The sequence below is a fragment of the Alteromonas sp. H02 genome (genome assembly GCF_059682525.1).
Genome location: NZ_CM185021.1, coordinates 3,149,117 through 3,161,477 on the forward strand (window position 1 = coordinate 3,149,117; position 12,361 = coordinate 3,161,477).

Annotated in this window: 10 protein-coding genes; 8 read left to right on the plus strand and 2 right to left on the minus strand. The window is 47.2% G+C overall.

The features are described from left to right. Positions 1-87: 87 nt before the first annotated feature. The 6 genes from AC566Q_RS14560 (at position 88) to hemN (ending at position 6,643) form a co-directional block, all read left to right on the plus strand. Positions 88-483, plus strand: coding sequence for a DUF3718 domain-containing protein (locus AC566Q_RS14560; protein WP_279319325.1), 396 nt, complete (start codon positions 88-90; stop codon positions 481-483). Positions 484-795: 312 nt separating this feature from the next. Next, complete coding sequence (locus AC566Q_RS14565; protein WP_105935399.1) at positions 796-1,191, plus strand: DUF3718 domain-containing protein; 396 nt, start codon at positions 796-798, stop codon at positions 1,189-1,191. 302 nt (positions 1,192-1,493) lie between these two features. After that, entirely contained in the window at positions 1,494-1,889 is a 396-nt protein-coding gene (locus AC566Q_RS14570; RefSeq protein WP_105935400.1) for a DUF3718 domain-containing protein, read from the plus strand. Positions 1,890-2,128: 239 nt separating this feature from the next. Further along, positions 2,129-2,401 carry a hypothetical protein gene (locus AC566Q_RS14575; RefSeq protein WP_146129594.1) on the plus strand — a complete coding sequence of 91 codons (273 nt, stop codon included), beginning with the start codon at positions 2,129-2,131 and terminating at the stop codon, positions 2,399-2,401. A 128-nt stretch (positions 2,402-2,529) separates the two neighbouring features. Next, positions 2,530-5,109 carry a TonB-dependent receptor gene (locus tag AC566Q_RS14580; protein WP_499607452.1) on the plus strand — a complete coding sequence of 860 codons (2,580 nt, stop codon included), beginning with the start codon at positions 2,530-2,532 and terminating at the stop codon, positions 5,107-5,109. A 163-nt stretch (positions 5,110-5,272) separates the two neighbouring features. Continuing rightward, complete coding sequence (gene hemN, locus AC566Q_RS14585; RefSeq protein ID WP_105935403.1) at positions 5,273-6,643, plus strand: oxygen-independent coproporphyrinogen III oxidase; 1,371 nt, start codon at positions 5,273-5,275, stop codon at positions 6,641-6,643. Here hemN and AC566Q_RS14590 read toward each other — a convergent pair. Then, positions 6,640-7,548 carry a diguanylate cyclase response regulator gene (locus AC566Q_RS14590; protein WP_499607456.1) on the minus strand — a complete coding sequence of 303 codons (909 nt, stop codon included), beginning with the start codon at positions 7,546-7,548 and terminating at the stop codon, positions 6,640-6,642. The genes hemN and AC566Q_RS14590 overlap by 4 nt on opposite strands. Positions 7,549-7,657: 109 nt before the next feature. Then, a complete protein-coding gene (locus AC566Q_RS14595) occupies positions 7,658-11,068 on the minus strand; it encodes an ATP-binding protein (RefSeq protein ID WP_499607459.1) in 3,411 nt (1,136 codons plus the stop codon). 336 nt (positions 11,069-11,404) lie between these two features. On the opposite strand from AC566Q_RS14595, the gene AC566Q_RS14600 reads away from it, so the two are divergent. Both AC566Q_RS14600 and AC566Q_RS14605 read left to right on the plus strand, forming a co-directional pair. Beyond that, on the plus strand, positions 11,405-11,986 hold the full coding sequence (locus AC566Q_RS14600) for a GGDEF domain-containing response regulator (RefSeq protein ID WP_499607461.1): 582 nt from the start codon (positions 11,405-11,407) through the stop codon (positions 11,984-11,986). Next, positions 11,976-12,344 (plus strand): GGDEF domain-containing protein, encoded by a 369-nt coding sequence (locus AC566Q_RS14605; protein ID WP_499607464.1) that lies wholly within the window; start codon positions 11,976-11,978, stop codon positions 12,342-12,344. Before AC566Q_RS14600 ends, AC566Q_RS14605 begins: the two co-directional genes overlap by 11 nt. Positions 12,345-12,361: the final 17 nt, after the last annotated feature.

Here is a 12,361-nt window from a genome sequence, read left to right on the forward strand (position 1 = left end):
GCAGACATGGCTTTAATAAACTCGACAAAACAAACAACTGATTGACCACCTAACTTAACTTATAACTTATCTTTCAAGGAGCTAACCATGTTGAAAATTGTTAAGTCCTCTTTGTTTGCTTTAACTGCATCGCTGGCGCTTACCGGCACCGCGAACGCTAATGTAGAAGAAGCGCTGGCCAACATCTGTACCATCGTGAGTGCTGATGATAAAGGCGAGTTACGTAAGAAAATGCGAGCGGTTCAATCAGACTACCGTCTCAAGCTGCACGATTACTACTCAGGTATTTCATGCAACGGTCAGAGCCTAATCCGCACGGCCCTGCAAAATAATGCTGTAGAGGTTGGTACGCTTTTGGTGAAGAAAATGCCTAGCCGTGAACTGGGCGAACCAGAGAAAGACGGAAAAACGCTGCAAGCGTGGATCAATGAAAATGGTCTGCAGGACCATGCCATTGCCAAGGAGTTAATGGACCGTCTGTAAGGCGGCCAACGTAACCATTTCATGATAGCCATGTAAACAGTTCAACATGGTTGCAGGGAATTTAGCAGTCCCCTGCATTTAGAAGGCGCCGCAAGGCGCCTTTTTTCTTCTTCCAGGCCCACTCTCAAAGCAAACCACAACACACTGATTTTATTGTCCTTTACGCCACAACAAAAAAGTATAAAGTCCAATACCAATGTATCACCTAAGCTGTTTTATCAACCTTATACTTTAGGTTTAATAGACCCAACAAAACAAAGCAAACAAAATTATTTCCCTTAAAGGCTGCTAAAACTAACGAGGATTACCACCATGTTGAAATTTGCTAAAACTGCTGCTCTTGTATTAACTGCTTCTTTTGGTATTAACGCCACTGCCCACGCTAACGTGGAAGAAGCTCTAGCTAACATTTGTACTATTGTAAGTGCTGACGACAAAGGCGAGCTGCGTAAAAAAATGCGTGCTGTACAGTCTGACTATCGTTTAAAGCTGCACGATTACTACTCAGGCATTACCTGTAATGGCCAAAGCCTGATCCGCACCGCGTTACAAAATAACGCGACGGAAGTAGGTACTCTGCTGGTGAAAAAAATGCCCAGCCGTGACCTGAGCGAGCCAGAAAAAGACGGTAAAACACTGCAAGCCTGGATCAACGATAATGGTCTTCAGGATCACGCCATTGCCAAAGAAGTAATGGATCGTCTGTAAGACGTTCTCCCCTCTTTCATGATAACCATGTAAGCTGTTCAACATGGTTGCAGGGAGCATAGCAGTCCCCTGCATTGGAAAGGCGCCGCAAGGCGCCTTTTTCCTTTTTGGCTGATCTTAAACAAACCCAACCCACTGATTTTTAATAATTAAAACCTCAAAAACCAGGTGTTAGAATAAATACCAATGTATCGGCCCTGCTGTTTAAGCGGTTGTTAGTTTGGGTTCTAATAGTTACAACAAACAAAACAAAACAAACAAAACAAACTTTTAAGACTGCTAAACTTAATAGGGCTACTACCATGTTGAAATTTGCTAAAACTGCTGCCCTTGTATTAACTGCTTCTTTTGGAATTAACGCCACTGCTCACGCCAATGTGGAAGAGGCGCTAGCCAACATCTGCACCATCGTAAGTGCTGATGATAAAGGCGAACTGCGTAAAAAAATGCGTGACGTTCAGTCTGACTACCGTTTAAAACTTCGCGATTACTATGCCGGTATCACTTGTAATGGCCAGAGCCTTATCCGCACGGCATTACAAAATAACGCTACTGAAGTAGGTACCCTGCTGGTGAAAAAGATGCCAAGCCGCGATTTAAGCGAGCCTGAGCAAGACGGTAAAACATTGCAAGCCTGGATCAATGACAACGGCATGCAGAACAACGCCATTGCTAAAGAAGTACTCGCTCGTCTATAAGACTCACAACGAATTCATGTCAGCCATGTAAACATTTCAACATGGTAGCAGAGCTCCGGGCTCTGCGGTGGGGCGCCTTAGGGCGCCTTTCCTTTTTCAAAAACCAACGTTTAAACATACACTTGCAGATACAACGTATGAAATCAAATACCAATGTATAATTCTCAGTGTGTCATCACTTCTTCAACTAAGGTGTAATAAACTCATTGCTGACCGAGATCAATACAAGCGAGCGTATTATGAAAATTAAAATCGTTACCCTTAGCCTGCTGACCTGCAGTTTTTTCACAGGCACGACCATGGCCAACGATCATAATAACCAACCTGCTTCTGTTGACAGTGCCCCACAACTGGTTAAGAAACTGCGTGCCGACGTTACACGTTTGCCGGTTGATCAGTTACTCAATAAATACATCAAAAAATATAATCAGTCAGAAAATACCTTCACAACAGCACCAGGGTTGTCATTAAACGGTGCTAACCAACAGCCGGGACAACAAGCCGGTCGGTAATCAGCTGCACTGCCAACCCTGTACCAATTATTAGTTATCACAAATTGTTGCATTCATTGACTACCCCTCAGGCCTAATTGTCACTACACTATGGGCCAATTACTGCCGATAAACAGTCAGGGCGATTTATGCAACAACCTCAGTCATCTCACTCCTCGTGCTGTACTCGAACGTTGGTGCCGGCAATGTCATTGCTGGCTACTGCGAGTCTCTCTGCTTCAGTGTTTGCACAATCTTCTTCTGCAAAGCCTGAGTCCGGGCTGGAAACCATTGAGGTTACCGCACAAAAGCGCTCTCAGAACTTACAGGAAGTCCCGGTAGCCGTTACCGCTCTTAGTGGTGAGCTGCTAGCAGAAAAGGCCAGTTTCGATATTTTTGACATCGAGCGCAGTGTCCCTACCCTATCGGCTTTTCAAAGCCAGAGTGCGACCAACAGTGCATTCGCAATTCGCGGGATTGGCACCTCGTCGCAAAACTTTGGTTTCGAATCTTCGGTGGGCTTATATGTGGATGGCGTTTATCGCGCCCGCCAGAACTCGGTGATTAACGATTTGGTAGATATCCAGTCGGTAGAAGTTCTGCGAGGTCCACAAGGCAGCTTGTTTGGTAAAAATACACCTTCCGGTGCGGTGGTTATTAATACCGTTAATGCCGACTTTGATGGCCGGGGCTTTTTCCAGGTCACTGCCGGCAATTACAATACACTGAATATCAGCGGCGCTAAGTCTGTAACCCTGATTGACGACATACTGGCTATGCGGGCGAGCGGCTTTACCGCACGCCGTGATGGCTGGGTAACCGATCAGACTCACCCCGGCAAAAACCTTAACAACCGCGACCGCTCAGGTTTTCGTCTGCAAGCCTTGTATACGCCCACAGATGCCGTGTCGGTAAGAGTGATAGCAGACTATGCCGAGCTCGACGAACGCTGTTGTGCGGCGCTCACCTGGCAAAGTAACGCACAGGCAAACGAGATACCGGGTAAATATGGTACCGATAGCCTTATTGCGTCGCCATTAATTGGTGGCCGAGTATTTAGCCAGGCGCAGTATTTCGATTTCACCACGGCGCTCAGTTCAACGCCGCGTTCGGCCATGCAGGATCGCGGACTGTCAGCAGAGATCGACTGGCAAATCAGCGACACCTTATCGCTGGTGTCTGTTAGTTCACTGAGAAAATTTGATAGCTTTGACTATATCGACTCTGATTTCTCCGATGGAGAGCTATTATCCACTACTAATGACTCGGCCCAACGTGCGGTGACTCAGGAACTCAGGGTTCACTATGCCTCGCCCTCGTTATCTGCCATTGCCGGTGTCTTTTACTTTCATCAGCGCCTTGACCTCGATTTCAATAACATGATTGGCAGTGATTTTCCGGCCTTTTTTGCCACCAGCGCAGCCGAACTGCAGCCTCTTATTGAAGGCATTAATACGCTCAGTACATTGAGCGGTGGCCTGATAGCACCAGTGGCACCCGCCACGCCGGGAGGCACCGACTTCCCGCACAGTGCCGATCAGACGCAAGACAGCTATGCGGTATTTGCCCAGACAGACTGGACGTTTCTGCCTCAATGGAGTCTGACTACAGGGATCCGCTGGACCACCGAGGATAAAACGCTCAACGGCGAATTCAGCGAAATTGGGCCAGGCATTAATGGTTTACCCACTCAGGGGCAAGATATTCCTAACCCCTATGCCGCGGTGCCAGCTTTAACTGATATCGCCACTGCGCTCGCTTCCATGCAGATGCCCGACGCAGACTCACTGGCAGCCATCGCACCGTTTCAAAATCCGGGCTGGGGCTTTTATTTTCTTAATACGGCTTCTATTCTGCCGCGGCCCTCCATGCAGGAATCCTTATCCGATGATAATGTTTCGGGCACGGTTAAAATTAGTTACCAGCCCAATGATGAACGCCTGATTTACCTGTCCTGGGCGAATGGATTTAAGTCTGGTGGCATCAATACCGACCGCATAGCGTCCGGATTTGATCCGGTATTCAAAGCCGAAACGTCCCGGGCCTGGGAATTGGGTGTGAAGCAGGAATTCCCTGACTACGATTTACGCTTTAATCTTGCCCTGCATAAAACGGATATCGACGACTTTCAGGCATCCACTTTTACCGGGACTGGCTTTAATCTGCAAAATGCTGGCAGTATCGGTACCAAAGGCGTTGAATTTGATTTGGTCTGGTTACCCGTTGCCTCTACTCAGATATCGCTAAACTTTGCCCGTACTCTGGCTACCTTCGACGAGTTTGACAATGGCACCTGTTGGGTTGCCTATACCTGGCACACCGGCATTGACGATCCGGGCCGTCAAAACACGGAAGATCCGTATTGTTCACGAGCCGGCGATCGGATTGGTTTTGAACCAGAAACCCGCTATACGCTGGGTCTTGAGCATTACATTGACGTCTTTAGCTTCCCCACCACAGTGCGCGTGGATTATCTGTACACCGGTGATCTCTTCATGGATGACACCAACGATCCCTACAAACATCTCGACAGCTTTGATCTGGTTAACGCCAGCTGGATGTGGGAAATGCCGGCATGGGATAGCCAGTTAATTGTCTGGAGCAAAAACCTGTTTGATACTGAGTACGTGGCTAAAAATGGTTTTGACGTGCCGGTTCAGGCGGGCAAAATTATGGCTTACCCCGGCATGCCGCGCACCTGGGGCATTACACTCAGAACCCACTTTTAATGACTACTATTGGTTACCCGGTGTTCCCCTTTTACCGGGTAACTAAAAGCTTCTTCGCCGCGTTTTATTGAACGAGATCAAATCGTCTTTGCTCAGAGTCTGTATGCTATGGCTTATCAGGAACTATCCGGTTCCCATAACGAAAAACAGATGAATTCAGGCTATGCAAACTATCGATTTTTTTGACCCGGCGCTACTTAATAAATACAACATCAACGGCCCGAGATACACTTCGTACCCTACCGCTCTGGAATTCAATAACGATGTGAGTGATGCCACCCTGCTAACGGCCGCGCAAACCAGTCCTGCGCAGGATTTGTCGTTATACGTGCATATCCCGTTCTGTCATTCACTGTGCTATTACTGTGGTTGCAATAAGGTCGTTACCCGTCACGCCGATAAGGCAGACCGTTATCTGGATTATCTGAGTAAAGAAATTGTTCTGCGCGCAGCCGCTTTCGGCCATTACACAGTACGGCAGTTACACCTTGGCGGCGGCTCACCGAGCTTTCTTTCTCCTGAGCAACATCAGCGTTTAATGCAATTGCTAAGAGACGCCTTCAACTTTGCGGACGATGCGCAGTGCAGTATCGAAATAGATCCCCGCACAGTCGACACCGACTACATCAGCGCCCTTGCCAGCGTGGGCTACCGCCGAATCAGCATTGGTGTACAGGACACCGACTATAACGTTCAACAAGCGATTAACCGGGTTCAGAGTACGTCCCATATAGCCAGTCTGGTAGATCATGCCAGACACGTTGGCTTTGAATCGGTTAACCTCGACCTCATTTATGGTTTGCCACATCAATCCGAGGAAACCTTTAAGACCACCCTGGCGGCAGTAAAAGCGATGGAGCCGGAGCGGGTTTCACTGTTTAGCTACGCACACCTGCCGGAGCGTTTTGCGGCGCAGCGTAAAATTAAAGACGAATGGTTACCTTCTGCTGAGCTTAAACTGGCATTAATGAAACAGGCCATGGCCACCCTGAGTGAGGTAGGTTACGAACTGATTGGCATGGATCATTTTGCTAAAGCCGACGACGAACTTGCCGTCGCTCAACGTCAGGGTGAGCTGCACCGTAACTTTCAGGGCTACACCACCCGGGGGGATCTCGACCTGCTCGGTTTGGGTGTTTCGTCTATCTCAGCCGTTTACAATATGTACGGCCAGAACCCTAAAACCCTAAACGATTATTACGCAGCGCTGGATGCACCTGCGAGCCTTACGACCAAAGGTGTGTTATTGAACCGCGATGACATGCTGCGCAGACAGGTCATTATGCAACTGATGTGCAACCTGAACCTGGCTATTTGCGATATAGAATCAGAGTGGGAGATTGATTTTAACAACTACTTTGCCGATGCCATTGCCGCTTTGGATCCCTTTATTGACGATGGACAGGTATCGGTCACCGCGCAGCATATCCGGGTAGCCCCAAAAGCGCGCTTACTGATCCGCATCATCAGTATGTCTTTCGACGCCTACCTGGCCAGGCAGGTACACCAGCGTCGATATTCACGGGTAATTTAGCCTGCTCCGCCGGGCTTTAAATAACTGCCAACCGGATTAGCAGCCAGTGACGCATGGCACTGGCCCATCAATTCATCCATGTTGTAGCCGCTATTGCCATCACAACTGGCTATGGATGACTTAAAGCGAATATTTAGCGGTAATTTTGTACCACTGCTGAACAGATAATTGCCCATTGCCTCATTTATTTTGCCCGCGAAGCTAAGCCCTTGCTGTTCACTAACATTCGGTAGACTGATGGCAAAGGTGGCGCCACTGATCCGACAGCACTTGGCCAGCGGTATATTAAGTTGCCCCTCAATTACCCGGGCAACCGCCTGAATAGCCTGATTGCCCTGATGGAATCCCTGATGCTCGTTGATATCGTGAATACCGGCAATTTTTATCAACAGCATTGAAAACGGCTGATTATTGATTTGGCAGTACTGCAGATGCTCGCTAACTTCCTTCATTAAATAATGTTCGGTCTTCATACCGGTAAGCGGATCGTCATAACCAGTATGAAACATGAAATCAGCAATAATTTTGCTCTTCAGTAAGTTTTCAGCACGCTGCTTGAGGGTATTGCTGATAACCGGCTTTTTCACAAAGTCATTACCACCAGCAATCCAGCAGGCTTCCTGAATATTGCGCTCAACCGAAGAGGTAATAAATAAAATGGGGATTTTAACAAAGTTGTTATTAGAACGGACTTTTTCGCAGAATTCCAGACCTGACATATCCGGCATCTGAATATCCAGCACAATCAAATCAACCGGATGAACTGCCAGAAAATTAAAGGCTTCCTGAGCATTACCTGCCGCTTCACAATGACAGATGTCGCTTAATACCGCTATCAGCATTAGTCGGGTAATTTCATCATCATCGACAACTAACACTGAACACTGGTCGATGTGTTTCACCATGCTACTCCGAAACCACTTTCTTGTTAAGTTATATACGTTCTTTTAACAAAGCGCCATACAACTTTAGTAGTCATTATTTTGACGTATGACAATTTATTGACATTGATAATTAACTCTCTTTGATAAATTGTTCAAATTGCGATATCAGTGCTGGCAACTGCAGAACGATACGCTCGTAAATCGCCAGCATGTCGTCTTTTGTCGCAGTTTTCGCCTGATATTCCAGCTCATTCAGCATTTCTTTAAGCGTGTTAGCGCCCACATCACCGGCGTTCCCCTTAAAAGCATGGGCTATGAAGCGCACTTTTTCCCTGTCTTCAGCGGCAATTGCCTGCGCGAGTGTTTCTTGTTTTTCATGACTTTCATTAGTAAACAGTGATAGCAGTTTTTTGAGTAACGCCTTATTGTTGTCCAGACGCTCCAGCGCTTCTTCACACTGCCAGATAGCCTGCGCAGGTTCTCCATGGGTTTGCTTCGGCATCTTAGACACCTTAGCTGAGCTGAGGCTGTCAGTTACTTTTTCGATGAACTCACCGGCATCAATGGGTTTGGTCAGGTAATTATTCATACCAGCCTCATAGCATTTTTGGCTCTCGCCTTTCAGAGCGTTAGCCGTCATCGCAATAATCGGAATATCCCGGTGGCCTTCGCCAGCTTGTCCGCCCCGTATCGCTCGGGTGGCATCGTAACCATTTAGCACCGGCATATTGCAATCCATTAAAACCAGATTGATATCCGGGTTATTGCGTAATTGTTCAATGGCATCCGCACCGTTAACGGCGCTGAACACCGTTGGCCCGTAGGGCTCGAAAATAAACTCAGCTACCTGACGGTTAATCTCGTTATCATCGACAATTAAAAAATGCTGCGCACTAATATCTACCGCAGGCCTGGAATGGTCACTACGCACGTCTGAACTGCGCCGGCTGTCAGAAGTTTGAACCGATAATGACGTCTGTTTCGCTCTGCTATCAACCACATTGGAAAGAAAAACCGAGCGGTATAACGGCTCCGTCAGCACTGTAGCCTGCTCCAGCATAGTACTTTCATCTGCAGCAGATTGACTTATCACGAACAGCGACGGCAGGCGCTCAGTGTTTGCCACCCATTGCCGCCAGTGCTCAGCAAATACCGAATAATAGGCACTCCCCCGTTCAACAAACAAATAACCACAGGATTGCACTTCTGCCAATGACATCGGACGGTGGTAAACAACGGGTGAAGCACCGTTGCACACAAGTAGTTGTTGCAGCACTTTGTCAAGCGGCTCTCTGGAAACCATCATCCCGACACAGGCGCCCGCTAATCGGGATTTATTTTCTTCTCTGACCTGCCATAATTTGAGCGGGACTGTGATTGTAAAGGAAGCACAAGCGCCTTCCTCAGACGTAACCGTTATGGAACCGTTAAGCAAAGTCAGTATCTCCCGACAAATTGACAATCCTAACCCGGTTCCGCCATAGCTGGCGGCAATGGTTTTATCAGCCTGATTAAACGCCGTAAATAGCTTATCTATCTGATCACTTGCTATGCCCTTACCGGTATCAGTAACTTCAATAATCAGACGAGCCTCGTTGTCTTCCCCCTCCCCCCTACAGGTCAACAGTACATAGCCTTCACTGGTAAATTTAATCGCATTATTAAGTACGTTGTTGATAACCTGGGTAAGCCGGTGCGGATCGCTGTGAATCAAACTAAAGTTAAGTTGACTGGTATCGATATAAAAACCAATCCCTTTTTGATTGGCCACCACCGACATGGTACTTGTAATCCCTTCAATCAACGCCTCGGGGTTAAAATTGCGAAAGTTTAATTCCAGCTTCCCGGCCTCAATTTTAGATAAATCAAGCACATCATTTATCAGTCGCTGAAGTGTATCAACACTGCTCTGGGCCATATCAAGCAGTTTTGCCTGTTTGGCATTCAGTGACTCACTTCGCAATAACGTGGTAGCGCCGACAATTCCATTTAGCGGCGTGCGCATTTCATGGCTGATGGTTGATATAAAGTTACTTTTCAGCTGACTCAATTCCACCGCTTCGTCGCGGGATTTTCTGAGCTCCTCGGTACGATCTGCCACCTGTTTTTCTAATTTCTGGTTGTTTTCGGCCACCATTAGCAGACTTTCTTTTTCCGCAGTAATATCACGAATAACAATGGCATAGGCGGCTTTTGCCTGAGGGTTATCGATGATATTAACCTTGCAATGAAACCACATGTTTCTTCCTCCCTGGATCTGCTGCTGCCATTCCACACCATTCACCCCGGTACCAAGGCGTGAAAGCAGGACCTCAGCGACTTCCTCTCCCCCTATCTGAGCAAGTAACTCGGTTATTTTCTGGCCGCTGATTTCCTGTTTCTGTAATAAAAACATATGCACAAAGGCTTGATTGTAGCTAGTGATGTGCCATTCATGGTTAACGGTAATCACCGCATCTTCCGCGACATCAACAGCCGCTTTAGCTTCTTCAGCCGCTACCAGCAGTTTTGACAAGCGGTGATTGTTAGCCCCCAGGTATCGAAGTGCCAGCAAAGACACTAACAAGACGGCGCCTAAGCCCGCCATCGACTCTAAGCGTCGGCCAGCCAGTTGATTTTGGTAATGATCTTGATTAACCAGCACATAGGCGTGTAAAAAACCGGTTTTGCCTGCAGACACAAAGATATCGCGAGATAGGCCCAGCGCAGACTGACCTCCCCCTTTTTGAACATAACGGTTTAATTCGGCTATTTCTGAGGCTATCACCTCGTATTCACTGTTAAACGTTTTCTCCGGCGCCAGATCCCGGCTGAATTGCAGAGATTTATCCGGATGTTTAACAAAATATTGCTCTTTGTCGGTGAGGATAATGGTGAGATGCTCCCCAACCAGAACATCCAGTTCACTGAGTAATTCAGACACATCGATATTGGCAATAAGCTGGCCGAAAAACTGATTTTCCGAAAATACCGGCAGCGCTATACGCAATGTGGGTTGGTGAGGGAAAGCAATTTGTCCATATTCATGGTTCAAATCAATATGCGAAACAAATAACTGCTGTTTAGACAATGTCTTTGTTGAGGTAAAATAATACCGATCGCCCTTAGCTTGTAAATCGCTTGTTTCAACCGCGAAAATTTTCCCGAGCCGACGTTCCACCCGAACGGTTTCATTGCCCTGGGCATCGAGCAGCCTTAATTGAAAATACTGACTGTTATTTTCTGTAAAACTGCGAAAAATTTGGGTTAACCGACTCCGCCACTTGGCTATGGTGGTACCATCAAGCGGGTCTATGCCATTATTTTTCGCCGCTCTGGTCAAGCCACTTATGGGCGGAGTGTCATGTAAAAAATAGATATCGTCCCGATAGGAATCGTATTCATTTTTCACCAGAGCTTCGATTTCCCGTAGGTTTATTTGCACATCTTCCACCACGGACTGATTATACGAAGTGGTTATTTTGTGATCGGCAATCATTGCAATAACCATAATGATAACGGCAGCAATAAGCGCATACACCCTGACTGATATCTTTTTCAACCGCTGTAACCCTGAGAAGCCTTTGTCTGCCCCACTCACTAGCAACCTGAGCTAATCGCTGTGTTTGCGGGGTATTTTAATCCTAGTGTAGATTTCTGTATTTACGAGCCTTTGCAGAAAATAAACAGTTTGAGCCCGGCATTTATGACTAAAAAGGACTTTGGTTAGTCATAAATTGTAAATTTAATGTAATGATATACACTTAAATAAGCTCAAACGGAGTCAGAGACCAGAGCGCGGCCGGAAAGTCAACCGACACAGGATGTCTTAGGGGTGAGGTAACGCTAAGCAGCCGGCTTGCCATAGAACAACAGCAAAGCAGCATAGAAAAACCCAATGACACAAACAACCGCTTACACCACGCTAGAGGCATCTGTTTTTGCCAGCAAAGGTTTAGCAGAGTGCAAAGTACTGGTGGTTGATGACGAGCAGTCCAGTTGCCTGTTAATCACTACTATTTTAAGTGATATCGTACAGTGCGCGTTTCTTCACGACCCGGCACAGGTGATTGATTATTGCGAAAAACAACCGCCGGACCTCATTGTTCTCGATATCAATATGCCTGGCATTAATGGCATAGAACTCTGCCAACAGTTAAAGCAAAACCGCAATACATCCGCCTGCCCGATAGTATTTATAACCGGTGACGGCAATGAAGAAACTCAGAATAAGTGCTGGCAGGCCGGAGCGTCAGATTACGTCAGAAAGCCGGTTGTTGCCTCGACCCTGGTACACCGTGTAAAAAACTTATTGCAAAGTAAATTGCGCCTGGACTTGTTAACCGAACTGACTTTCAAAGATCAGTTAACCGCCCTGTATAACCGCTACTATCTGTTTACCGAAATCCCAACGCAGCTCAAACGTCTGTCCCGGGAGAATAAAACTCTGGGCGTTATCATGATTGATATTGACTACTAAGGGCTTCAACGACTGTTACGGTCACGTAGCTGGAGATAAGTGTCTGTTCGACGTGGCTCAAACCCTTAAAGATCAACTGCCCGGTCCTCACGACAGTATTGTACGTTTTGGTGGCGAGGAATTTAGCGTATTCTTGCCCGACACCACACAGGAAGAATGCCGGAATATCGGCCGGCGTATGGTAGACGCCGTTGCTAATTTATCAATCGATAATGAAGCCAGCCCGCTGGGGAAAGTCACTATCAGTGCCGGCTATGTGGTATCGCCGCCGACTAATACGCCTGGCCTGGAACAGCTGCTGAGTGAAGCCGACTTGTACCTTTACGAGGCTAAACTGGCCGGTAAAGCCAGGCTATAAGGCAGTACAGAGCAGCA

Coding starts and splice junctions, on each gene's coding strand:
- AC566Q_RS14560 (WP_279319325.1), top strand. CDS start 88: ATGTTGAAAATTGTTAAGTCCTCTTTGTTTGCTTTAACTGCATCGCTG.
- AC566Q_RS14565 (WP_105935399.1), top strand. CDS start 796: ATGTTGAAATTTGCTAAAACTGCTGCTCTTGTATTAACTGCTTCTTTT.
- AC566Q_RS14570 (WP_105935400.1), top strand. CDS start 1,494: ATGTTGAAATTTGCTAAAACTGCTGCCCTTGTATTAACTGCTTCTTTT.
- AC566Q_RS14575 (WP_146129594.1), top strand. CDS start 2,129: ATGAAAATTAAAATCGTTACCCTTAGCCTGCTGACCTGCAGTTTTTTC.
- AC566Q_RS14580 (WP_499607452.1), top strand. CDS start 2,530: ATGCAACAACCTCAGTCATCTCACTCCTCGTGCTGTACTCGAACGTTG.
- hemN (WP_105935403.1), top strand. CDS start 5,273: ATGCAAACTATCGATTTTTTTGACCCGGCGCTACTTAATAAATACAAC.
- AC566Q_RS14590 (WP_499607456.1), bottom strand. CDS start 7,548: ATGGTGAAACACATCGACCAGTGTTCAGTGTTAGTTGTCGATGATGAT.
- AC566Q_RS14600 (WP_499607461.1), top strand. CDS start 11,405: ATGACACAAACAACCGCTTACACCACGCTAGAGGCATCTGTTTTTGCC.